Annotated in this window: 20 protein-coding genes; 17 read left to right on the top strand and 3 right to left on the bottom strand. The window is 44.4% G+C overall.

Annotated features, from left to right (window positions below; translation table 11 throughout):
• Nucleotides 1-6: 6 nt before the first annotated feature.
• From A5882_RS16435 to A5882_RS16405, 7 genes are all read left to right on the top strand, one after another.
• A complete protein-coding gene (locus tag A5882_RS16435) occupies nt 7-591 on the top strand; it encodes a hypothetical protein (RefSeq protein WP_086373154.1) in 585 nt (194 codons plus the stop codon).
• Nucleotides 592-594: 3 nt separating this feature from the next.
• The gene (locus A5882_RS16430) at nt 595-1,581 is read left to right on the top strand and encodes a V-type ATPase subunit (protein WP_074535045.1); all 987 of its coding nucleotides are present in this window, start codon (nt 595-597) and stop codon (nt 1,579-1,581) included.
• The gene (locus A5882_RS16425) at nt 1,571-1,879 is read left to right on the top strand and encodes a V-type ATP synthase subunit F (RefSeq protein WP_005234891.1); all 309 of its coding nucleotides are present in this window, start codon (nt 1,571-1,573) and stop codon (nt 1,877-1,879) included. Before A5882_RS16430 ends, A5882_RS16425 begins: the two co-directional genes overlap by 11 nt.
• 15 nt (nt 1,880-1,894) lie before the next feature.
• Nucleotides 1,895-3,682, top strand: coding sequence for a V-type ATP synthase subunit A (locus A5882_RS16420; protein WP_086373153.1), 1,788 nt, complete (start codon nt 1,895-1,897; stop codon nt 3,680-3,682).
• Entirely contained in the window at nt 3,666-5,063 is a 1,398-nt protein-coding gene (locus A5882_RS16415; RefSeq protein ID WP_061054381.1) for a V-type ATP synthase subunit B, read from the top strand. Before A5882_RS16420 ends, A5882_RS16415 begins: the two co-directional genes overlap by 17 nt.
• A complete protein-coding gene (locus tag A5882_RS16410) occupies nt 5,044-5,673 on the top strand; it encodes a V-type ATP synthase subunit D (RefSeq protein WP_077452708.1) in 630 nt (209 codons plus the stop codon). The genes A5882_RS16415 and A5882_RS16410 overlap by 20 nt, the downstream gene beginning before the upstream one ends.
• A 77-nt stretch (nt 5,674-5,750) precedes the next feature.
• Nucleotides 5,751-7,127 (top strand): TrkH family potassium uptake protein, encoded by a 1,377-nt coding sequence (locus A5882_RS16405; protein ID WP_086373152.1) that lies wholly within the window; start codon nt 5,751-5,753, stop codon nt 7,125-7,127.
• Nucleotides 7,128-7,170: 43 nt separating this feature from the next.
• Here the strand turns inward: A5882_RS16405 and A5882_RS16400 are convergent, their stop codons facing one another.
• Nucleotides 7,171-7,830 (bottom strand): hypothetical protein, encoded by a 660-nt coding sequence (locus tag A5882_RS16400; protein WP_016613535.1) that lies wholly within the window; start codon nt 7,828-7,830, stop codon nt 7,171-7,173.
• Between the two features lie 321 nt (nt 7,831-8,151).
• On the opposite strand from A5882_RS16400, the gene A5882_RS16395 reads away from it, so the two are divergent.
• The 6 genes from A5882_RS16395 to A5882_RS16370 all read left to right on the top strand — a co-directional run bounded on the left by A5882_RS16395 (nt 8,152) and on the right by A5882_RS16370 (nt 15,698).
• Nucleotides 8,152-8,523, top strand: coding sequence for a MarR family winged helix-turn-helix transcriptional regulator (locus A5882_RS16395; RefSeq protein ID WP_086373151.1), 372 nt, complete (start codon nt 8,152-8,154; stop codon nt 8,521-8,523).
• Between the two features lie 171 nt (nt 8,524-8,694).
• A complete protein-coding gene (locus A5882_RS16390; RefSeq protein ID WP_086373150.1) occupies nt 8,695-9,807 on the top strand; it encodes an NADH-dependent flavin oxidoreductase in 1,113 nt (370 codons plus the stop codon).
• 347 nt (nt 9,808-10,154) lie between these two features.
• Entirely contained in the window at nt 10,155-11,201 is a 1,047-nt protein-coding gene (locus A5882_RS16385; protein WP_176462044.1) for a hypothetical protein, read from the top strand.
• Between the two features lie 228 nt (nt 11,202-11,429).
• Entirely contained in the window at nt 11,430-12,266 is an 837-nt protein-coding gene (gene licT, locus A5882_RS16380; protein WP_005234912.1) for a BglG family transcription antiterminator LicT, read from the top strand.
• A gap of 116 nt (nt 12,267-12,382) precedes the next feature.
• Complete coding sequence (locus A5882_RS16375) at nt 12,383-14,254, top strand: beta-glucoside-specific PTS transporter subunit IIABC (RefSeq protein ID WP_086332550.1); 1,872 nt, start codon at nt 12,383-12,385, stop codon at nt 14,252-14,254.
• 16 nt (nt 14,255-14,270) lie between these two features.
• Nucleotides 14,271-15,698, top strand: a complete 1,428-nt coding sequence (locus A5882_RS16370; RefSeq protein ID WP_086373148.1) for a 6-phospho-beta-glucosidase — start codon at nt 14,271-14,273, stop codon at nt 15,696-15,698.
• Nucleotides 15,699-15,804: 106 nt separating this feature from the next.
• Here A5882_RS16370 and A5882_RS16365 read toward each other — a convergent pair whose 3' ends face one another.
• Together A5882_RS16365 and A5882_RS16360 are read right to left on the bottom strand one after the other, a co-directional pair.
• Entirely contained in the window at nt 15,805-17,508 is a 1,704-nt protein-coding gene (locus A5882_RS16365) for a sensor histidine kinase (protein ID WP_086373147.1), read from the bottom strand.
• Complete coding sequence (locus tag A5882_RS16360; protein ID WP_086373146.1) at nt 17,505-19,028, bottom strand: response regulator; 1,524 nt, start codon at nt 19,026-19,028, stop codon at nt 17,505-17,507. The genes A5882_RS16365 and A5882_RS16360 overlap by 4 nt, the downstream gene beginning before the upstream one ends.
• 168 nt (nt 19,029-19,196) lie before the next feature.
• Between A5882_RS16360 and A5882_RS16355 the strand changes: the two genes are divergently transcribed.
• The 4 genes from A5882_RS16355 to A5882_RS16340 all read left to right on the top strand — a co-directional run bounded on the left by A5882_RS16355 (nt 19,197) and on the right by A5882_RS16340 (nt 24,474).
• Nucleotides 19,197-20,486, top strand: a complete 1,290-nt coding sequence (locus tag A5882_RS16355) for an ABC transporter substrate-binding protein (protein ID WP_005234924.1) — start codon at nt 19,197-19,199, stop codon at nt 20,484-20,486.
• A 61-nt stretch (nt 20,487-20,547) separates the two neighbouring features.
• The gene (locus tag A5882_RS16350) at nt 20,548-21,423 is read left to right on the top strand and encodes a carbohydrate ABC transporter permease (protein ID WP_005225588.1); all 876 of its coding nucleotides are present in this window, start codon (nt 20,548-20,550) and stop codon (nt 21,421-21,423) included.
• Nucleotides 21,420-22,241, top strand: coding sequence for a carbohydrate ABC transporter permease (locus A5882_RS16345; RefSeq protein WP_008378833.1), 822 nt, complete (start codon nt 21,420-21,422; stop codon nt 22,239-22,241). The genes A5882_RS16350 and A5882_RS16345 overlap by 4 nt, the downstream gene beginning before the upstream one ends.
• Before the next feature lie 40 nt (nt 22,242-22,281).
• Nucleotides 22,282-24,474 (top strand): alpha-galactosidase, encoded by a 2,193-nt coding sequence (locus A5882_RS16340; protein WP_086373145.1) that lies wholly within the window; start codon nt 22,282-22,284, stop codon nt 24,472-24,474.
• Nucleotides 24,475-24,589: the final 115 nt, after the last annotated feature.

Here is a 24,589-nt window from a genome sequence, read left to right as displayed (position 1 = left end):
GAAGGTATGGATGCAATCGACAAAATGATTGCTGAACTAGACCAAGAAGCGCAGACAAAACGGGAACGTTTGGCTGCCGCTGAACGTGCTAGGATCAGTGAAACGATGGCACGTGACTGGGCGAAAAAAGAGTCGGACTTGCAGCTTCGTGCCCAGCAAGCAAAAAAGCAAGCCGAAAAAAATTATCAGCAAGCGCTGAATCGCCAAGCAAGTGCCGCTAAGCAGCAGCAAATGGTGAAACAAAACGAATACCTGACACAACTTTTTGAGCAAGCGTATCAACAAATGATTGCCTGGACGCCAGAAGAGCTGCAGTCATTTGCTGAAAATGTGCTGCAACAGCTGCCGATCAGCGGGACGGTGACCTTCCACGCTGGTCCTGAGCAAGCAGCCCATCTAGATGCCGCTTGGCTTACGTCTTGTCAATCAAAACTACCGTATCAAATCAAAGCAGGCCCACCATTGACAGAAGCAGGCTTTTTGGTGGATGACAACGGCATTCAATACAATTTTACCTATCAGGTTTTGCTTGATGAATACAAGAAAGAAACCCGGGAACGGTGGTTGCAGATCATACAACAAGGAGGTTGATCCATGAGGAACTATCATCAATTGAATCCAATCATTCGGCTGAAAGAGATGACGTTGCTAAAGCCGCAAGAAGTCGAACAAATGATTGCGGCAGAAGGGTTTGCTGAAGTCGAAGCTGTCTTGCAGCAGACCCATTATCAACGCTATTTGAAGCCAGATTTTCATGAACGATTCGAAACCTATCTCGATGAAGAATTGTTAAAGACGATCAAAGAATTGGCCGAGCTGGTTCCTGATCAAGAGATCCTCCGACTGTATATGATGCCTTTTACTTTCCATAATCTAAAAGTCTTGACCAAAGAGTCAGTCACTGGAAAAGATTATGATCATCTACTGATCGAAGATGGTTTTTACACGATCGATGAGTGTCGGACCGCCATCAAAACGGGAACCTCAGAGGTATTGCCTGAGAAAATCGTGACTACGATCCAAGAAGTGCGGGAGTACTTAGAAGGCGGCGCCGTGCTACAAGGCATCGATATCATTTACGATCGCCGGTATTTACATGAACAACGGCGACTGGCAGATGAAATCAAGATCCCTGAGCTACAAGAAGCTGTCATCAAGATGATCGATCTGACCAATATAACGATTGCCGCTCGTTGTGTACTTCAAAAGCGATCGCGTAGTTTTATGGAGGCAGTCTTAGTGAGTGTCGGCAGTATCCCGAAAGAAGAATTTTTAGCATTTGCGGATGCGTCCTATAGTGACTTTTTAGCCTTCTTATTAGAAAGTGATTATCAGGAAGTGTTGCGGCCTTTGATTCATGAACAGGTGATCGACTTTGCTGGCTTGGCACTTTTGCAAGACAATTTGATCACAGAAAGCTATGGCCAAGCCCAAACAGATGCTTTAGGACCACTGCCTTTACTCGCATTTTTGAATGCTAAGGTTTTGGAACTGCAAAATCTGCGTATCTTGCTAGTAGGCAAACGCAGTGGCTTTACGGAAGAACAACTCAGAGAAAGGATGCGGCACTATGACTCATAAAATCGGCGTAATCGGCGAGAAAGAATCCGTCATTCCTTTTCAACTATTTGGCTTTCAGGTCTGCTATGCCTCGGAAGAAAAAGAAGTGAAGCAGGCGCTGGCAAAATTAATAAAGAACAGTACGATCATCTACCTGACTGAAAAATGTGCCGAGCTGATTCCCGATGAATTAGCAAAAGTCCAACAAAAAATGACACCTGCAGTCATCTTGATTCCTGATTATGATGGTTCCCGAGGAATCGGCAAGCGAATGATTCAAGAAAATGTCGAAAAAGCAGTTGGACAAAACATACTATAGAGAGGAGCCGATGTTGTGGAAAAAGGAACAATTATCAAAGTATCTGGTCCATTGGTGTTAGCCAAAAATATGGGCCATGCAAGTTTAGAAGATATCTGTTATGTAGGAGATTTAGGCGTGGTCGGTGAGATCATCGAAATGCGCGGCGACGTCGCTTCGATCCAAGTCTATGAAGAAACGTATGGGATCGGACCTGGTGAACCAGTCGAAACCACCGGTGAACCGCTATCCGTCGAATTGGCGCCTGGGATCATGTCACAAATGTTTGATGGCATCCAACGTCCCTTAGAAACCTTCATGTCTGTCACCCAAAGCAACTTCTTGACACGTGGGGTGCAATTGCCTGCGTTGGATCATGAGAAAAAGTGGCCCTTTGTACCGACAGTCGAAGTCGGCGAAGTAGTCAGTACCGGGATGGTCATCGGCACCGTGCAAGAAACACCATTGATCAATCACAAGATCATGGTTCCTCATGGTGTTTCAGGAACAGTCAAGGCTGTTTATGCGGGGGAATTTACCATCGATGATACGATTTATGTTTTAGATACACCCAAAGGAGAACGGTCTTTCACGATGCTGCAAAAATGGCCCGTTCGTCATAGCCGTCCAGTAAAGCAAAAACTGAATCCAGTCGAACCAATGATTACTGGCCAGCGAGTGATCGACACCTTCTTTCCAATCGCTAAAGGCGGGGCGTCAGCCGTTCCAGGACCTTTTGGTGCAGGGAAAACTGTCGTTCAGCACCAAATCGCCAAATGGGCGGATGTCGACCTGGTCGTCTATGTCGGCTGCGGCGAACGCGGCAATGAAATGACCGATGTAATGAACGAGTTTCCAGAGTTGATCGACCCTCGTAGTGGTGAATCTTTAATGGCGAGAACCGTGTTGATCGCTAACACCTCCAATATGCCGGTAGCCGCTCGGGAAGCGTCGATTTATACTGGGATCACGATTGCGGAATACTTCCGAGACATGGGGTATTCAGTGGCGATCATGGCGGATTCCACCTCACGTTGGGCAGAAGCACTGCGAGAAATGTCTGGTCGTCTGGAAGAAATGCCTGGGGATGAAGGGTATCCAGCATACTTAGGCAGCCGCTTGGCAGAGTATTATGAGCGTTCTGGAAAAGCGATTTGCTTAGGTTCTGATCAAGAAGGCAGCATCACTGCCATCAGCGCCGTTTCACCATCAGGCGGCGATATTTCAGAACCAGTTACCCAAAATACGTTGCGGGTCGTTAAAGTCTTTTGGGGCTTAGATGCCACCTTAGCGCAAAAGCGTCATTTTCCATCGATCGATTGGTTGAAGAGCTATTCTTTATACGAAAATGAATTGGGTGCCTTTTTGGACCAACAAATGCAAGTGGATTGGTCCAAACAAGTAACAGAAGCCATGCGGATGCTGCAAAAAGAATCTGAGTTGTCAGAGATCGTGCGTCTTGTCGGCATCGACGCTTTATCCGAAAAAGATCAGTTATTGCTGGAAACCACCAAGTCATTGCGAGAAGATTTCTTGCAGCAAAACGCTTTTGACGACGTCGATACGTTTACCTCTCGTGAAAAGCAGTTCAAAATGCTGGAAACGATCTTGCTGCTCCACAAAGAAGCGGAAGATGCGTTGACGCTAGGTGCGTATCTTTCAGAAATCTATGCAGGAACCGAAGAATTGCGAGACAAAGTGGCACGTATGAAGTACCTGCCTGAAACGGAATTAGCAAAAATTCCTGCTTTGCATCAAGAGATCAAAGCAACGATGAAAGAAATTTTACAGAAAGGAGACCGCACCGATGATCAAGGAATATAAAACGATTGGAGAAGTCGTCGGACCATTGATGGCCGTCGATCGCGTCTCCGGTGTCAAATACGAAGAGTTGATCGAAGTCCGCATGCAAAACGGCGAAACGCGGCAAGGACAAGTACTGGAGATCCAAGAAGACAAAGCGTTGGTCCAAATTTTTGAAGGAACCGGCGGGATCAATTTGCGGGAATCTGCGGTGCGTTTCTTAGGACATCCTTTGGAATTAGGCGTTTCCGAGCAAATGATCGGGCGAGTCTTTGACGGTTTAGGTCGGGTCAAAGATGGCGGAGTAGAGATCGTCCCAGAAAAATTTATGGACATCAACGGCGAAGTGATCAATCCAGCAGCGCGGGATTATCCTGATGAGTTTATTCAAACGGGGATCTCATCGATCGACCACTTGAATACGCTCGTTCGGGGACAAAAGCTACCGATTTTTTCTGGTTCTGGTCTGCCTCATAAAGAATTGGCTTCGCAAATTGCGCGTCAAGCACAAGTGCTGAATTCAGAAGACGATTTCGCTGTTGTGTTTGCTGGCATCGGGATCACCTTTGAAGAAGCAGAATATTTCATGGAAGATTTTCGTCAAACGGGCGCCATCGACCATTCTGTCGTCTTTATGAATCTAGCCAATGACCCAGCGATCGAGCGGATCGCTACTCCCCGAATGGCACTGACGGCAGCCGAATACTTGGCTTATGAAAAGGGCATGCATGTCTTGGTGATCATGACGGATATGACCAACTACTGTGAAGCTTTGCGGGAGATCTCCTCTGCTCGTCGTGAAGTGCCAGGACGTCGCGGCTATCCTGGGTATCTATATACCAATCTATCCACGTTATATGAACGTGCTGGACGGATTCGCGGCTTGAAAGGCTCAGTGACCCAGCTGCCGATTTTGACCATGCCAGAAGATGACAAAACCCATCCGATTCCCGATTTGACCGGCTATATCACCGAAGGACAAATCATCTTGTCTCGTGATTTGTATAAAAACGGCATCCAGCCGCCCATCGATGTCTTGCCGTCATTGTCACGGTTAAAAGATAAAGGGACCGGCGAAGGCAAGACACGTAAAGACCATGCCGCAACGATGAACCAGTTGTTTTCTGCGTATGCTCAAGGAAAGCAAGCCAAGGAATTGGCAGTCGTTTTAGGAGAATCGGCATTGTCGGAAGTAGATAAAACCTATGCCAAATTTGCGGAACGCTTCGAAAATGAATACTTGAACCAAGGGTACCGCACCAACCGTTCGATTATCGAAACCTTGGAATTAGGGTGGGACTTGTTGGCGATGCTGCCAAAAGTCGAACTGAAGCGGATCAGCGATGCCTTACTGGCGGAATACTTACCGGGAGAGGAGAACAATGGCGCAAAAAACCGTTAATCCAACCCGCATGGAGTTGTCGCGCCTCAGCAAACAATTGGCGACAGCCAAACGCGGACATAAATTATTAAAAGACAAACAAGACGAACTCATGCGTCAATTTATTGAATTGATCAAAAAGAATGACCACTTGCGTAAAGAAGTAGAAGAACAATTGCAGCGTGCCATGAAGGCATTTCGCTTAGCCAATGCCACGATCAATGAAAAATACATTGAAGAAATGTTTATTTTACCAGCAACTGAGGTCTCCCTTGAGTTATCCACGAAAAATATCATGAGTGTGGAAGTGCCAGTGATGCATTTTGATTATGACGATACGGTGATGCAAGCGCCGATCGAGTATGGCTTTTTGAATTCCAATGTTCCGTTAGATAATGCGGTCGCCCGTTTTACCGACGTCATGCCGAAGCTGTTGGAGCTAACGGAAATCGAAAAGACCTGTCAATTGATGGCAGGGGAAATCGAACGTACTCGCCGACGCGTCAATGCCCTAGAATATTTGACGATTCCCGAGCTGGAAGAAGCCATTTATGGTATCAAAATGCGGCTGGAAGAAAACGAACGAGCAAACGTAACAAGAATGATCAAAGTGAAGAATAAATCAAAATAAAATGGTATGATAAGAGAAAAACAACTGCAATAAACTAGGATTACCAAGCCATTGGTTTTTGGAAAAGGTCAAAGGAAATGAAAATGAAAAAAAGAAATCGGTTGAAAAAAAAGCTGGCATCGCAACGCTTTTTGATTCCGCAGATCGTCACACTGGTCTTCGTTTTGTTGATATTGGCAGGAACTGGCTTACTGATGCTGCCGGCTGTCACCCAAAGTGGTGAAGGTACCAACTTTTTAGATGCACTGTTTACTGCCACATCGGCTGTTTGCGTGACGGGTCTTTCGACCTTGACAGTAGCCGACCATTACAATCTCTGGGGCCAAGGGGTCTTGCTGATGTTGATTGAGATCGGTGGGATCGGCTTCATGTCGATTCCCGTCTTCTTTTACATCTTGGCGAGAAAAAGAGTCCATCTTAGTACCAGGATGATTTTGCGGGAATCATTGAATCTGGATCGGATGTCTGGAGAGATCCATTTGGCATGGTACCTGATTCGGATCGCCTTTTTGATCCAAGTCAGCGGGATTATCTTGCTGGCTTTTGCATTCGTGCCCCGTTTTGGTTGGGAGCAAGGCCTTTGGTACAGTGTTTTTCATGCGATCTCGGCCTTTTGTAATGCTGGGTTTGATTTGTTCGGAAACAGCATGTTAGGGTTTCAAAATGACCCGTTTGTGCTGGGGATTATTAGTTTCTTGATCATTGCCGGCGGTCTTGGGTTTCTCGTTTGGTTCGATCTCCTGCATACGGCGTCCAAAAAACGGTCCCTGCATAGCCGCTTGGCATGGATCGCTATGATCGTTTTGGTGGTTTTTGGAACGGCAGGGTTCTTTTTGACCGAAGCCAATTCACAGTTGATCACGGGTGACTCGGTCATCGAACGTTTTTTCCAATACCTCTTCTTAGCGGTCACCCCAAGAACCGCGGGATTTTTCAGTATTGATTACGGACGAATGAGTCAAGCAGGCTTGATGCTGACGATGATTTTAATGTATATCGGCGGGACCTCGGGATCAACGGCTGGGGGATTGAAGACAACGACGTTTGCAGTCTTGATCATCAAGATCCGCAGTTTATTGAAAGGGCGCAGTCGAGCGGAAGTGTTCGGTCGCACGATCAAAGAATCTGCTGTATCGCGTGCCTTTACGTTGTTCTTCCTTACCTTGACGTTATGCTTCGTAGCGATTTTCTTATTGTCGATCACTGAGCGTATGCCGCAAACCCCAAACTTTGGGTTGCCAACCATTGCCTTTGAAGTTTTTTCCGCTTTTGGAACCGTGGGGTTGACCATGGGGTTGACGCCTTACTTGTCGGTTTTTGGCAAACTACTGATCATTTTTTTGATGTTCATTGGTCGAGTCGGCATCATGACCGTTGCTTTTTCATTGATGAAAAACGCCAACAAACAAGAAGCTGGCTACAAATATCCTGATGAAACCGTGATGATCGGGTAACGAAACAGGGAAACGAAGCACGCTTCGTTTCCCTGTTTTTCGTTTATTGAAGTACTTCTAACATCACATCTCGTTGGTCATCGCTGACATTCCCCGCATAATTTGGTGTGATTAAAGATAGACCACCCTCTTTATTTGTAAATAGGTACAGGTTTTGGTTAAAATCAGGATTTCCATTGGAAGTGATCCCTTTCGAAAAGGTCAACTGAGTGTTCACTTTTACTGTGCGAATCTCATTGTTTTTCGCAGAAAACACGCGAATCTCTTTTGTTGCGATCGTATCGACTTGTGCTTCATAGCTTGCGCTGTCGCCGATCGAAATGATCAAAGGACTCGTGTTTTGAATCGTGACAGCATCTGGTACATTGACGCCATGGAAATAAAAAGTCAGTGAAGGGCCATATTGGGAAAGATCAACGGCATATGGAAACTCATTGGCGGATACTGAGCTTGCTGTTGTTTGCGTTGCGTCAGAGTGATCCGTCGATTGCTGGCTTGTGGTTGAAGTTTTTGAAGTGGAGCTTGACGCTAAGGAGCTGCTTTCAGTCGTTTGCGTCGTCGTGCTTTGTTTGCTTTCAGTAGACACACGACTCTGACTTAGCTCGCTTGTTGATTGCGCGGTATCTTTTTCGTTGTTACAGCCTGTCAAAAGCCCCAAACTGACGAGCGTCAGTGTCCCAATCAAAGAAAATGTTTTTTTCATTGTTTACTTCATCCTTTCCTTAGAATACTAAAGCATCTGAAACAAGCAAACTATTGTGTCGAAATGCACAATTTTGCTGACATAGCGTTTAAATATTCTTTAATGTTAAAGATATTGTAATCCAGAACACTGAAAAAGAATAGGAAGTTTTTGCTGAATTTTTCGCCAATTCTATCATAAAATATTCATTAACGTCCGCAGCAGCTGGCTAGTTTTGTATAATAAAGTTTCAGCCATAGTGGCGAAGCTTTCTGGCGGCTTGCGTAACGCAGGGATCTAGATTAAAATACCTTGGTATAGGAGAATGGGGTGGTGAAGAGGATGGAAAAAGAACGAATGGGCCAATGGTTAGCCTTCACGAATCAGCATCAAGCGATCGAAGCTCGCTTGGAACAAGCCCTCAAAGCAGAAAGCAATCTGTCTTTGAATGAGTATTACGTGCTTTATTACTTAGAAAAGACCCCCAATCATAGCATGCGCCTCAACGATTTGATCGCCCATTTTGATTTGAGTCAAAGTGCGATGTCACGCATGATCATGCGCATGGAAGACAACCTGTGTGGTGTGATCGAACGGCATTCTTGTCAAGAGGATAAGCGGGGGATCTATATTGATTTGACCCAATCAGGGAAAAAGAAACTGCAGCGCTCAAAAGTCGTTTTTGAAAAAGTCTTGGAGGAAATGCTAGACTAAAGATGTTTTCGCTTGTTTTCTCCTTGATTCTTTTGTAATATAAATGCATGTGCATGTATATTTTGGCAAAAGAGAAAAAAATGCACCGATTTGCTTTAAGTATCTCCTTAGGTAACCAAGCCAGTCAGATTTACAAAGCGATATGAATCCAATGGAAAAGGTGGGAAACCCATGCGAAATGTAACAGACAAAGCAACATTTAAGCGCGGATTACAGTTGAAAAATCGAATCATTATGGCACCAATGACGACCAAGATGTCCTTCTTTGATGGAGTGATTACGAAAGATGAGTTGGCTTACTATGGCTTACGCTCTGGGGAAGTCGGAGCAGTCATCACAGCGGCAGCCAATGTCCAAGAAGATGGCAAGGGCTGGGAAGGGGAATTAGGCGCTTATGACGATGCCTTTTTACCTGGATTAAGCAAATTAGCCAGCACCATCAAAACAAATGGGACCAAAGCCATTTTACAGATTTTTCATGCCGGTCGGATGACGGATGACTCAGTTTTACGAGGCACACAACCCATATCCGCCAGCGCGGTTGCAGCTGAACGACCAAATGCCCAAGTTCCCCGAGAAGTTACGGTGGATGAGATTTTAACGATTATTGAAAACTTTAAAAAAGCTACCGAACGGGCGATCAAGGCAGGGTTTGATGGCGTAGAACTCCACGGAGCCAATACGTATTTGATCCAACAATTCTTTTCTCCTCACTCAAATCGTCGGTCCGATGAATGGGGTGGCTCACTAGAGAACCGTTATCGTTTTATTGAGAAGCTTGTCGATGAAGTATTGGAAACAGTAGACCAATCAGGTGTGAAGGAGTTTATCGTCGGTTATCGGTTTTCACCGGAAGAATTCGAAGAACCAGGGATTCGCTTTGAAGATACGTTGTTCTTAGTGGACCAACTGGCAGAAAAAGGATTAGACTATCTGCACATTTCTCTTGCGGATTATACCCGTAAATCGATTTCAAAAGCGTATCAAGAAAAATCGATGTTGGCGTATGTCTATGAAAAAATCGCTCAGCGGGTTCCTTTGATTGGTGTAGGGGATGTCCGAACGTCGAAAGATGCCGCGGGCTTGCTAGAACATGCAGATTTTGTTGCAGTGGGGCGGGCATTGTTGATCGATCCTCATTGGGGACAAAAAGTCTTAGACGGTCAAGATGAGTTGATCCGCACCACGGTTTCTACTTACGAACGTGAGGAACTCGTATTACAAAACGGCGTTTGGGGTTTTATGGAAAACATGATGCCAGATCGACTAAATGAAGAAAAATAAGTAGACAACCACGTTTGCCTTGGGCAAAGGTGGTTTTTCGCGATTGCCCCTCATTTGGGTCACGTTGAGAAAAGCTGTTTTTTTCTCTAATGAAACCTTGTTAGCTTCAAAATGGCGAATCAAGAGAAGAATGTGAGAAACAAGCCTGTAATCGGAAGAAAGAGCGTGGAAAGATTTTTTTAGTTAAAATACATGAATGAATTTTTGTTTTATTTTAATAAATAGTCAAACAATTCAGAATCATTCATTTTTCTTACAAAAAGATAGCGCAAGTCGAGTTGATTGATAAAAAAACAATCAGTTGTTAGACTGAATACAGGTTAAAAAAACAAAAAGGGGATGTAATGATGAAAAAAGGATTCAGAAATTATTTAGGTTCAAATGAGCGGGAGGCAGGTTATAATTTGTCTTGGGGTTCTATCTTTGCAGGGGTCGTAACATTTATCGCATTGTTCATGACACTGTCAATGATCGGCTCAGCAATCGGTTTTGGTTTGGTGGAACCAACATCAAATAATCCATTAGATGGTGTGGGTACAGGATTATTGATTTGGACAGTCATTACCTTTGTCTTGGCATTATTCGGTGCAGGTTTTGTTTCAGGTGTGGCGGCTCGACGTGTTGGATTGGTTCATGGTTTCTTAACATGGGCAACTAGTATGATCGTGATGATGGTTATGCTCTCTTACTTAACGATCGGTGCATTTTCTGTAGTCGGTTCACTTTTAGGAAACGTTGCTTCTGCTGTTGGCAGTGGCGTTGAAACAGTTGCCTCAGGTGCTGGCGATGTCGCTTCAAAAGCCTTCGATGAAATAACAGGAAACATGGAAGACGTCAATACAGATGAATTACAAGCGAATGTCAATGATGTTTTACAAGATACCGATGTTCCTGAATTGCAACCAGACTACTTGCAAAATCAATTGTCTGATGCGACGAACGACATCAAAGATGCCGGCAAAGACATTGCAACCAATCCAAATGATGCGGATAAAATCATTGATGATTTAGCAAGCAAATTACAAGATCGTGCTACAACGATCGGTGATTCAGTCGATAAAGAAGCAATCTCAAATGCAGTGGCTCAAAACACAGATCTAAGCCAACAAGAAGCGGAAGAAGCAACGAACAATATCGTGAACGGCTTACAAGATGCTTCTGATGAAGCACAAAAACAAATCGAAAATGCACAACAAAATCTTGAACAAGCCAAACAAGACATTGACCAAGCAGTGGAAGACGCTCGTCAAAAAGCGGAAGAAGCAAGTGATGCAACAGCCAAAGCGTCTATTTGGGGCTTTGTGGCAATGGTCTTAGGACTCGCTCTTACGTCAATCGGTGGTATGGTGGGAGCAAACTTAGTTAAAACTGCTGACCACGAAAACCGTATCTAATTTTACCTCTCATCAAGAGAGCTAGTGATTTATAAACCAGTGAACAGCGTTCTGCCAAAGAGTCAAATGGCAGCAGCGCTGTTTTCTGCTTTTAAACAAGCGGTTGAAAATCCCCATTGACGAGTGTTTTTTCTCATGCTACACTGGCTCTGAGGATTGTTACCGCTTTAGGCGGGCTATACCTATTTTTTTGTGTGAAGAAATCTAAAGAAGAATAGGGTCGTTAAAATGAACGTAACAAAAGTGATCAATAACAACATTGTGATTTCTGAGAATGAGGAAAAACAAGAATTGGTTGTCATGGGCAAAGGCTTAGGCTTTAAGAAAAAGCCGGGCGATGCGATCGACGATACCAAGATTGAAAAAGTCTATCTCAGTACACAAGAGTGGAATGTCACAAAACTAACCCAATTACTTTCTTCTATCCCTATCGAACATATTCAAGCAGCGAATGAGATCATCAGTTTTGCAAAAGTTTCCCTTGGGAAAAAGTTGAGCGAAAAATTGTTTCTGACGCTGACCGATCATATCAATTATGCTATCGAGCGCTATCAAAACGGCATGGAAATCAAAAATGCCTTGCTATGGGAAATCAAGCGGTTTTATAACCATGAATACCTCATTGGCAAAGAAGCGTTATCGATTATCAAAAATCGCTTGGCGATCGAGCTGCCAGAAGATGAAGCCGGCTTCATTGCATTGCACATCGTTAATGCGGAGTTGGATATGGCGCAGGTCAGTCAAGTATCGGAAATGGCGAAGATCATTCAGCATATCCTAAACATCGTCAAATATCATTTTTCAATGGAGCTTGATGAGTATTCATTGAACTACGAGCGCTTTGTGACCCATTTGAAATTTTTTGTCCAGCGCTTATTCAGCGGTACAAAGCTCGATGATGCAGGAACCGGCAGTTTTATTTTTATGTTGAAAGACCGCTACATGAAGGAATATGCGTGTGCGTTGAAAATCAGTGACTACATCAACAAAGAATTCGGTAGACCGTTAGAAGAAGACGAATTGATCTATTTAACTATACACATCAAACGAATAACAAGTGCTTAGGATTGTTACTGGATTGGCAGGCTATACCTAAATGAACTCCCAAGGGGTTTGTTTAGGTATTTTTTTATGGTTTGACACACAAAAAACAAGCGAAAGACCAAAATAGGAGGAACGACATGAATTACAAAGAGTTAGCAAAAACGATCATCACCAATGTTGGTGGGGAAGAAAATATCCAAAGCTTGACCCATTGTGCGACACGCTTGCGCTTCAACTTGAAAGATGATAGCAAACCCCAAGAAAGTACTTTAAAACATACACCAGGGATCATGGGTGTGGTCAATAAAGGTGGGCAATACCAAGTAATCATCGGCAGTGATGTTGGCAATGTTTACAACGAAATCACTGCCCAAACCAATTTGACTAGTGACCAAGAAACAGTAGAAGACGATCGCGGACGTGTTGCGAAAGTCATCGATACGATCACCGGGATCTTCACTCCAATATTACCAGCCATCACGGCAGCTGGGATGCTAAAAGCGGTTCTTTCATTGCTAGTGGTCTTCAATGTCTTGACGGCAGAGAGTCAAAGTTACCAAATATTAAACTTTATGGCGGATGCGGCGTTCTACTTCTTGCCAATTTTGCTGGCTGCTTCTTCTGCACAAAAATTCAAAGCCAATATGTACTTAGCTATGATGGTAGGGGGGATTTTACTCCATCCGAACTTTATCGCGATGGTGACAGCAGTCAATGAGGCAGGCGGCGGCATCCATTTATTCGGCTTGCCGATTTCACCAGTGAGTTATTCATCATCGGTTATCCCAATCATCTTGAGTGTTTGGTTCATGTCTTACGTTGAACCGATCGCCGATAAAGTCTCGCCAAAAGCAATCAAATTCTTCAGCAAACCGTTGCTAACGATCTTCGTCGTAGGGACAGTAGCATTAGTTGCTTTAGGCCCTCTAGGCTACATGATCAGTGAAGCGATCTCTACAGGGATCCAAGCCTTAGAAACGGTTAGCCCATGGATCGTTCCATTACTGATTGGTGCCTTCACGCCATTGTTCGTGGCAACTGGTACCCACTATGGATTGGTTCCTATCGGTATCAACAACCGGATGACCACAGGTTATGACACAGTGATCTACCCTGGCATGCTGGCTTCAAACGTCAGTCAGGGAGCTGCAGCTATCGGCGTTGGTTTTAAATCAAAAGATTCTACGATCAAACAATTGGCATTTTCTGCTGGTCTGACTGGGCTATTCGGCATTACTGAACCGGCGTTGTATGGGGTCAATTTGCGGTTTAAAACACCCTTGTATGCAGCAATGATCGGTGGCGGATTTGGTGGTCTATTTATGGGGATCATGCGTGTCCGCAATTTCTCAGGCGGATCACCAGGCCTGTTGACTTTGCCAAGCTATATCGGCGATGACACCTTACGTCATTTGACCAATGCTTGTATCGGTGCGGCAATCAGTATCGTGGTCACATTTATTGCGACATTATTCTTATACAAAGACCCTGTCACAGAAGAAGCACCTGAAGCAACACCAGCAGACAAAGAGCAAGAACCAACCCATCAAATCAGCGGTGCGGAGATCAAAGCACCTTTAAAAGGGGAACTAAAAAGCCTGCAAGCAGTCAATGACGGCATGTTTTCGGAAGAGATTCTTGGCCAAGGGGTAGCGATTGAGCCAACCGTCGGAGAAGTGCTAGCTCCAGTAAACGGGACTGTCACAGCAGTCTTTGATTCAAAACATGCTATTGGCTTGACCAGTGAGGAAGGCATTGAACTATTGATCCACGTGGGGATCGATACAGTGCAATTAAATGGTGAAGGCTATGCCTATCAAGTAGAAAAAGGGCAAAAAGTGACAGTCGGGGATCCATTGATTACGTTTGATATTGAATTTATTAAAGAAAAAGGCTATCCAGTAATCACGCCGATCGTTATCACAAACAGTACTGAAGTGGGGGACATTTTGACGGCTAACAGTGGCCCGATTACGTTTGGCGATCAAATCATCAAAGTGATCGGCTAAAAAAGGAGAATAAGACATGGGATTTCCAGAAAACTTTTTATGGGGCGGTGCAACAGCCGCCAATCAATGTGAAGGCGGGTTTGATCAAGGCGGGCGTGGGCTTGCCAATGTCGATGTAATTCCGACTGGCAAGGACCGCCGAGCAGTTATTACCGGAAAGCGTGAGATGCTTGCCTTTGAAGAAGGGTATTTCTATCCAGCCAAAGAAGCGATCGATATGTACCATCATTTCAGAGAAGATATCGCCTTGTTTGCGGAGATGGGCTTTAAAACCTATCGTTTATCGATTGCTTGGTCAAGAATTTTTCCGAAGGGGGATGAAGAAACCCCTAATGAAGAAGGCTTGCGCTTTTATGAAGAACTTTTTTTAGAGTGCCGTAAATACCAAATCGAGCCCTTGGTGACGATCACGCATTTTGACTGTCCGATCCATTTGATCAAAGAATATGGCGGTTGGCGCAACCGTAAGATGATCACCTTTTATGAAAACCTTTGTCGAGCGATCTTCACTCGATACAAAGGATTGGTGAAGTACTGGCTGACCTTTAACGAAATTAATATGATTTTGCATGCCCCGTTTCTCGGTGCAGGGCTGACCTTTGCTGAAGGCGAAAATGAAGAACAAGTCAAATACCAAGCTGCTCATCATGAGTTAGTCGCAAGTGCGTTGGCAACAAAAATCGCCCACGAGATCGATCCAGAAAATAAAGTTGGCTGTATGCTGGCTGCGGCTAGTTATTATCCTTACAGCTGCAATCCGAAAGATGTCTGGGAAAGCAAAAAAAGCGATCGCGGCAACTATTTCTTTATCGATGTGCAATCGCGAGGAGAATATCCAAATTATGGTTTGAAGATGCTAGCTGATAAAGGAATCACTTTGGAACGAACCGCCGAAGATGCGGCTTTATTAAAAGCCCATACCGTCGATTTTATTTCCTTTTCATACTATGCCTCTCGGGTTGCTGCTTCAGAAGATTCCGGTGTTGAGAAAACGGAAGGCAACTTGTTCCCGACCATTAAAAACCCGTATTTAGAAGCGTCAGAATGGGGCTGGCAGATTGATCCGCTTGGTTTGCGAATCACGATGAATGATCTCTATGATCGTTACCAAAAGCCGCTTTTCATCGTCGAAAACGGTCTAGGAGCGGTGGATACGCCAAACGAAGATGGAAAAATCAATGATGTGTATCGCATCGACTATCTACGTGCGCATATCGCTGCGATGAAAGAAGCGATTGACAAAGACGGTGTGGAACTGTTGGGCTATACTTCATGGGGCTGTATCGATTTGGTTTCTGCAGGAACCGGAGAAATGAAGAAACGCTATGGCTATATCTATGTCGATCGCGACAATGAAGGCAATGGCACATTAGCCCGCAGCAAAAAGCAATCCTTTTATTGGTACAAAAAAGTGATTGCCACAAATGGGGAAGATTTGGCTTAAGCCAGTTAATTAACGATTATCATTAAGGAAAGAAACGCCAGCGGAACAGAACTGCTCATGGAAGCAGCCTGGTTCAGTTGGCGTTTTTCTTATTTAATGAAAGAAATTATGCTGCTTCCTCCCGCTGGATCGGCAGCAGCAAGCGAACGGTGGTTCCTTCGTTGATGCGTGATTCTACAGTCAATCCGTATTTTTCCCCATAGAGCAGCTTGATACGCTGATCAATATTGTCTAAGCCAATACCCGAATAGTGTTCAAAATGGTTCGCGGAGCTGGTTGGGTGCTCTTCATTGAACCCGATGCCCGTATCGATGATCTCAATTTTCAGGCCTTCCTTACTGACACGAGAAAAAATCTGGATCAATCCTGAATCCTCTTCGGGAAAGGCATGCAGGTAGGCATTTTCAATAATCGGTTGCAAAATCATTTTCGGTACGAGAATATTTTCACAGCCATCTTCTGAAAAAATCGTCGATTGGATGCGATTGCCATAACGCACGTTCATTAAAACGAGGTATTCTTCCACGATCGCTAGTTCATCTTTTAAAGGGACGATCTCTTTGCGGTTAAAGGTATGCCGCAACAATTGGACAAAACTTTCAATCGCTTGGGTGGCGGCCTCTTGTTCGTTTTGCCAGATTAAAAACTTGATAGCAGTCAAGGTGTTGTAGACAAAATGCGGTTGGATCTGCATTTGCAGTGAACGAATCTCGAACTTGCGTTTTTCAGCTTCTGTAACCATTAAATGATCGACATAAGATTCCAAGTCCTCCAGCATCAAGTTATAGGCACGCCCCAATTCTCGCGTTTCATACGTCCCGTTGATGGTGACTTTATCGCTGAAATCGCCTTGCGTGACCGCCGGCAGCTTGGCGATCAGCTGATAAATCGGTTGGGTAATGTTACGGATGATCCAAAATGCCAGCAGGCTAAAGAGTAAAATACTGACGACAGAAATCAAAAGAGCTGGCTTGATCAGATTCATATTGCGTACCAGATGCGATTCATCCAGAACATCATAAAAAGTAAAGTGATACGAATAAAGGGGCAGCTGATTGATGCTAGTATCTCTTTTGACCGTGACGAGACGATCCTCAAACGGCATGCCTAAAAGGCTCGGATCAGAAGTGGAGAGAATTTGATTCTGCTCATTGACGATATAGATTGAGTGAAGACTGGTATCTAAGAGTTGACGATAGATCGAAGAAAAATCAGATTCCTTTAAGAAAATCAGGGCATAGCCGAAAATCGTTTCTTCTTTCATTAATTTGCGCACGTACATCAAGCCGGGGGAGTCGCTGGTGGAGGTACTTAAGCCTTGGTCCAAGAAATAATACTGACTGATGGCGTCATTGTCATTGATCTGCTGGATAAAGGCACTGGCGAGAAAATCATCCACCGATTGATTGCGAACCGCATCGTTTTGAAAAAAAGTACCTCCGTTGACCCCTATCAACACTAAATTCGAGGGGATGTCTTGAAACAAAGAGCGGGTGTCTTTTAATTGCTCGTTTAATTCTAAAATCGTGCGCCCTTGATTCATGTCGCCTTCTAAGTAAGTTTCAACGGCTTTGCTTTCATCGACAATGTCAAAAATCCGATGGATATTCTCGTTCAGACGCTCATAATCTTCTTGGATTTTTTCCAGCAGTAGCTGATTGGAGCTTTGGTACGAAGCAACATAGGCATCTTTCGAGCGACCATAGATCACGACGACGGTTAGCAGACATACACTAATGACCCCGACGACAACAAAGAGGAAGATCCGACTGAATAATTCATTTTTCTGAATCCATTGGTTGATTTTCATAATTGATTCAACCGCCGATACTTCGATGGAGTGACCTGACATTCTTTCTTAAAGATACGAGAAAAATAGCTGATATCCGAATACCCGACCGCTTCACTGATTTCAGATAGATTCAGATCAGATTGTGTCAGCAGTTCTTTGGCTTTATCCAAACGGGTTTTCTTAACGTACTCAGAAAAGCTCATTTTCAGTTTTGCAGAAAGAAAAGCCGAAAGATAGGTGTAACTAAAATGAAAGGTTTCAGCCAGTTCAGACAAAGACAGACTTTTGGTGTAGTTGTCTTGAATAAAGCGCTGGATCGCAACGAGTAGATCATCTTCATCCAGCGGTGATAAGGTCGTCAGCTGTTGACGAATATCATCGATGGTCGCCAACAATAAATCAGAAAAATCTTCCAAATACTGCACGTGACCGATAGCATGCAAAAATTCAGCTTTTAAGCGGCTAAAGCGGGGAGCAGTGGGAAATTCTTCTTCCAAGCGGGAGAGTAACGTGTAAAAAATACTGCTGGCCTGCTGTTTTAAAAATGTCGGATCGACATTGGATAAAATCATGTCATTAAAATATTCCTCGATTCTGGTGATTCCTAGCAAAAAGTTGTTGTCTAACAAAGCCCGTAAGAACTTCTTAGTATCAAAGCGATCACTTTCGATGTACAAAAAGAGTTCGTGTTCTTGCACCAACCGTTGGCGTTTATAAAAAAACGATTGTCCTTGGCTTTTGGCTTTAAGGGTCACAAAATGATCCCGTAACTGCTCAATCTTTCGAAAGGGCACACTGAAAGTAAAGAAGGCATCTGGCTCGGTAAAACGCAATTGCTCCAACGTTTCTTTCAAGGAGGAATAAACATCCGTTCCTTCTGGATAACTGATCACTAAGCCGGCATCTTTATTACTGGTTTGAAAAAAGAGCGTCTTTACCTGCGGTTGTGATTGAGTAAATTCTGTCAACGCATGTAGTAGCTGATCATTGGCACGAAAGCCGCTAAAATTGGTGGTCAAAATTTGGGCTTGCTGTTGCGGCTGATCCAATGCAAGGTAGTCCGCCAAAGGAGCCAACGGTTCTTCATACCCTGCTAAATAGCGATTCAACGATTCTTGCAGCTGCGTCTCCTCAGTCACGGAGCCTTTTGTATGTGACAGCTTTTGTGTGATGTTGTGTAGCGTCTTCAACAAGAGTGTCGGTGTCAGTGTCGGTTTTAAAAGATAATCTACGGCACCATTTCTAAAAGATTGACTGACATATTGGAAATCATCGTAGCTGCTCAAGACCAAAAAATGGACTTCTGGATATTGTTGTTGAATGATCGTTGTGAGTTGAAGGCCGTCCATTTGTGGCATTTTCAAATCCGTAATCACGATGTCGGGATTTAGCTCATGGATCAGCGCCAATGCTTCTTGCCCGTTCGCTGCATCGCCTAAGAGACGGAACCCTTCTTGCTCCCAACGTATCATATGTTTCAATCCATCTCGGATCGTTGCCTCATCATCAACGACTAAGACCGTGCGTAAAATAGTCATGGTATCCCCCCTATATCTCTTCTTTATTATAAACGCTTTCAAAAAAGAAAGGTATTGTAACTTTTTTCTATTTTTGGACAAATTTAGTAAGCTCTTTCATAATCATTGAATACGGTTACAAAATCAGTGTATAGTTAGCCTTGTAAATAAAAGGAAAGAGGGATAAAAATGAAAAAACTACTTGCATCGATGGTAACGGCGGCTGCAGTGCTGACTTTGGCGGCTTGCGGAAACAGCAACACAAGCTCTGGGGATTCCGGCGAGTCCTCAAACAAAGTCACGGTCTGGGCATGGGATGAGACCTTCAACATCAAGGCAGTCAATGAAGCCAAAAAAGTGTATGAAAATCAAGATGTCGATGTGGAAGTTGTGACGATGTCGCAAGATGATATCGTCCAAAAATTAAATACTAGTCTGGCATCAGGAAATACGGACGGACTGCCAAATATCGTCTTGATCGAAGACTACCGCATCCAAGGGTACCTTTCTTCTTATCCAGATGCGTTTAGTGATCTAACGGATATCGTGAATGAGGAGGATTTCTCCAGCTATAAATTTGCGGTCAATAAAGTCGACGATGTCATTTATGGGGTGCCATTTGACAGTGGCGTCGCAGGACTATTTTACCGCACAGATTATTTGACCGATGCAGGCTATGAGCAAGCGGATCTCCAAGATATTACCTGGGATGATTTTATCAGCATTGCCAAAGATGTCAAAGAAAAAACGGGTCACGCTATGATGTCGTTAGACCCAAGCGATCTTGGCTTGGCACGAATCATTATGCAATCGGCAGGCGAATGGTATACCGGTGAAGATGGCTCCACCGTGACCATCAAAGACAATGAATCCTTCAAAGCCGGTCTAACTGTCTTGGCAACATTGTTGAATGAAGGCTTAGTTGAACAAGTTTCCGATTGGGATGGCGGGGTCAATGCTGTTCAATCGGGGAATGTTGCGTCTGCGCCAACCGGTGCGTGGTATTCTAGCACAATTCAAGGCGCTGAAGATCAAAGCGGCAAATGGGCGATCGCTCCAATCCCATCTATCGCTGGCGACAGCAATTCAGTCAATGCTTCCAGCATCGGCGGAGCAGGCTGGTACGTGATCAAAGGGGTTGACGGTGAAGAAAATGCCAAAGACTTTTTAGCCAATACCTTTGCTTCAAATAAAGAATTGATGGGTACATTAGCTACCGAGATCGGTTTGGTTTCAACCATGAATGCTGCAGAAGAAACGGAAGAATATACGTCGGGGCTTGATTTCTATGGCGGTCAAAAAGTCTTCCAAGATTTCTCTCAATGGTCACAAGAAATTCCAGCCGTGAACTACGGCAATCACACCTATGCCATTGAATCTGTCTTGACTGAAAGCTTGCAACGAGTGATCAACGGCGAAGACATCGATAAAGTATTAGAAGAAGCACAATCACAAGTGGAAGCACAAATTGCAAACTAATCGAACAACTTTGCAGAAACTCGTGAGCGATCGCGAGTTTCTGTGTTAAGGGGGAATTACAATGAAAAACAAAACAAAAAATTGGTTTGCAAACGGCAATGCCTTTATTACCTTACCCGTCATTTTGATAACGATGCTGGTCTTTATCCCGATGGTCTCGGCATTGTTCACGTCATTCCAATCAGGACCACCGACAGCGATGACCTTCAACGGTCTTGGCAACTATCAGCGGATGTTGAGCGACTCAACCTTTAAAAAAGCTTTTGGCAATACGTTTTTATACTTATTAGTCCAAGTTCCGATCATGCTCTTTTTGGCGCTGATCGTATCGAACATATTGAATGACAAAAAATTGAAATTTAAAGGGCTGTTCCGCACCGCCTTGTTTTTACCATGTATCACATCTTTGGTTTCTTATTCCTTGATCATGAAAAGTCTCTTTTCGGCAAACGGGTTAGTCAATAACTTTTTGACGCAGCTACATCTGATCGATGCGCCGATCCAATGGTTGACAGATCCTTTTTGGGCAAAAGTACTGATTATTTTTGCCATCACGTGGCGTTGGACCGGCTACAATATGATCTTTTTCATCTCAGGCATGCAGAATATCGATCCAAGTATTTATGAAGCGGCAGAGATCGATGGCGCTTCAAAATGGGATCAATTCTTCAAAATCACGATTCCCAACTTGCGTCCAATCATCCTATTTACCACGATCACTTCAACGATCGGTACGCTGCAATTATTCGATGAAGTTCAAAATATTACTGGCGGTGGACCAGCCAATGCTACGACGACCTTGTCACAATACATCTACAATTTAAGTTACAAATTCACGCCAAACTTTGGATATGCCGCTGCGGTCTCCTTTGTTATCGTGATTGCAATCGTGATTTTATCGATCATCCAAACGAAAATAGGAGGAAAAGAAAATTGAAAACAATCTCACTCACTTTAAAATACGTCTTTCTTGCGATTTTGGCTTTCATCTCTATTTTTCCATTTGTTTGGATGATCCTAGGGATGACCAATCAAACCTTTGATATCGTTGCCGGGAAAATCATGATTGGGGATCAGTTGGTGATCAACTTCCAAAATCTTTTTTCTTCCGATTTGAATTTTACTCGGGCATTAGGAAACTCAGCGGTGATTGCCGTGATTACGACCTTCTTTGCACTGTTGTTCTCCTCCATGGCAGGGTATGGCTTTGAGATCTATCGGACGAAAACCAAAGACCGTATCTTTAATATTCTATTGCTGTCGATGATGGTACCTTTTGCCGCTCTAATGATCCCGTTATATCGGATGTTCAGCAAGCTTAGCGGCACACCAATCGGGATCAATACCTTCGCTGTCGTGATTTTGCCCTCGGTCTGTACCGCCTTTTTGATTTTCTTTTTCCGCCAAAACATCAAGGCATTCCCTAGAGAATTAGTCGAAGCTGCTCGGATCGATGGCTTGAATGAACTGAGTATTTTCTTTAGAGTCTACATGCCGACGGCTAAAAATACTTATGCAGCTGCCGCGATCATTACGTTTATGGGCAGCTGGAACAATTATTTGTGGCCATTAGTTGCCTTGCAATCACCAGACAAACGGACCGTTCCACTGGTTCTTTCGGCTATGGGTGCTTCTTATACACCTGATTATGGCATGATGATGTGCGGCATTGTGATCGCCACACTGCCAACGGCCATCATTTTCTTCGTTTTACAAAAACAATTTGTCCAAGGTATGCTGGGATCCGTGAAATAAGCGGGGCATCAGCGAACAATTATAAAGTAGAGGGTACGATATGATTCTTTTTGACAAACAATTAAACGTCTTTCATTTAAGCAACGACCAAATCAGCTATCTCATACAAATAGAAGAAGGGGGCAATGTGGCACACCTTTATTTTGGAAAAAAAATCGCTCATTATTCTGGCGGCTATCGTTATCCACGTCTTGATCGGTCCTTTTCGCCCAATCCCCCAGACAGCAGCGACCGACTTTTCTCATTAGACACCTTGATGATGGAATTTCCTGGCAACGGCTTCGGAGATTTTCGAGAAGCAGCTTATAGGATTCGCCAGTCTAACGGTAGCCGAGTCAGCCATTTTGTCTTTAGTGATTACCAGATTCAACAAGGCAAACCCGCCCTAGCAGGATTGCCTCAGACCCATGGTGCCGTCGACGGGATCGAAACACTGATTCTGTCCTTAAAAGATGATGTGACGGGACTCGAACTGCAGCTGTTTTACACGATTTTCGAGGATGCGGCAGTGATCGTCCGCTCAAGTAAAGTAATCAACCACGGAAACCAGCCTGTTACGATCGAGCAGCTGGCGAGTCAAGCGCTCGATTTTCCTAACCGTCCCTTTGATTTGATCCACTTGCCGGGGGCATGGGCGAAAGAACGCCAAGTCATCCGAGAACCAATCAATCGCGGCATCAAGCGTTTGGACAGCAAGCGTGGTTCCAGTAGCCATCAGCAAAATCCCTTTGCCGTCATACTGGAACCTAATGCTACGGAGTTTGCTGGGGAGTGTTTTGGTTTTAGTTTGCTTTATAGTGGCAACCATGAAATTATCATCGAAAAAGATCCTTACCATCAGACTCGTGTGATCATGGGGATCAACAGCCATCAATTTGCCTGGCAATTGCCGCCAACAGAAAGCTTTCAAGCCCCAGAAGCCGTGATTGCTTATAGTGAGGCTGGCTTGAACCAGCTGTCAGCCACCTATCATGACTTTTATGATGAGCATTTGATTCGGGGCAAATACAAAAAGCAAGAACGGCCGATCCTGATCAATAACTGGGAAGCAACGTACTTTGATTTCAATGAAGAAAAACTGGATGCCCTCGTTGATGAAGCGAAGGAGCTGGGAATCGAACTGTTTGTTTTGGATGACGGCTGGTTTGGTCAGCGAGAAGATGACCAAACCTCATTAGGCGATTGGTTTGAAAACGAAGGCAAGCTAGCTTCTGGCTTGGCAGGATTTGCCCAAAAAGTCCATGACAAAGGGCTGCAATTCGGGCTTTGGCTGGAACCAGAAATGGTTTCGGGCGACAGTGAACTGAACCGACAACACCCCGATTGGCTGTTACAAGTACCAAATCGCAAGCCAGCGCTTAGCCGCAGTCAGTATGTGTTGGACTTTTCTCGACAAGATGTCAGAGACCATCTCTATCAGCAATTATCCCAACTGTTTGATACGGTTGCCATCGACTATATCAAATGGGACATGAACCGCAGTCTGTCGGATGTCTATTCCTTGCTCCTCGATCCTGCCCAGCAAGGGGAGGTCGCGCATCGCTATCTGCTGGGCTTGTATGAGTTCCTAGAGAAACTGACCACTGCCTATCCAACGATCCTGTTTGAAGGCTGTTCTGGTGGCGGTGGGCGCTTTGATGCTGGCTTCTTGTATTATATGCCGCAGATTTGGACCAGCGACAACACCGATGCCATCGCCCGCCTGAAGATCCAATACGGAACCAGTCTGGTCTATCCACCATCCACCATGGGTGCCCATGTCTCAGCGATCCCGAACCATCAGACCCAACGGGCAACGGATCTAGCGATTCGCGGCAATGCTGCGATGTCTGGCTTACTGGGCTATGAGCTTGATTTAACACAGCTGACACAAAAGGAAAAAGCGCAGATCAAAGATCAAATCGCTTTTTATAAAAAACATCGGCGCCTGCTGCAGTTGGGTCGCTTTGTTCGACTGCTCAGCCCTTATGAAGGCAATGACACCGCCTGGCTGTATGTTTCCCCAGATAAAAAAGAAGCGATCGTCTTTTACTTCCGAGTCTTAGCTGAAGCCTCTGCACCATTGGTTACTTTAAAACTGGCTGGCTTAGATCCTGACCTTACCTATCAAAGTGGGGGAGAGAGCTTCGGTGGCGATGAATTGATGCAACTCGGGTTGTATATCGATCCTCATTTAGCCGGGGATTATGCCACGCAGCGGTTTCATTTTGTTGCAAAAGTGCCCCACGAATGAAAAAAGCGTTCCGTCAAAACATGCTGTTTTGACGGAACGCTTTATTGTGCTGCCGCAAGCTTTTGGCTAATGATCGGCAACTGAGAGGCTATTTTAGAACAAATGATTTATTTTT

Origin of the sequence: Enterococcus sp. 4E1_DIV0656, assembly GCF_002140695.1 — a bacterium.
In the GTDB taxonomy this organism is placed as follows: domain Bacteria; phylum Bacillota; class Bacilli; order Lactobacillales; family Enterococcaceae; genus Enterococcus_D; species Enterococcus_D entomosocium.
This window is presented reverse-complemented; position numbering and strand designations above follow the sequence as displayed.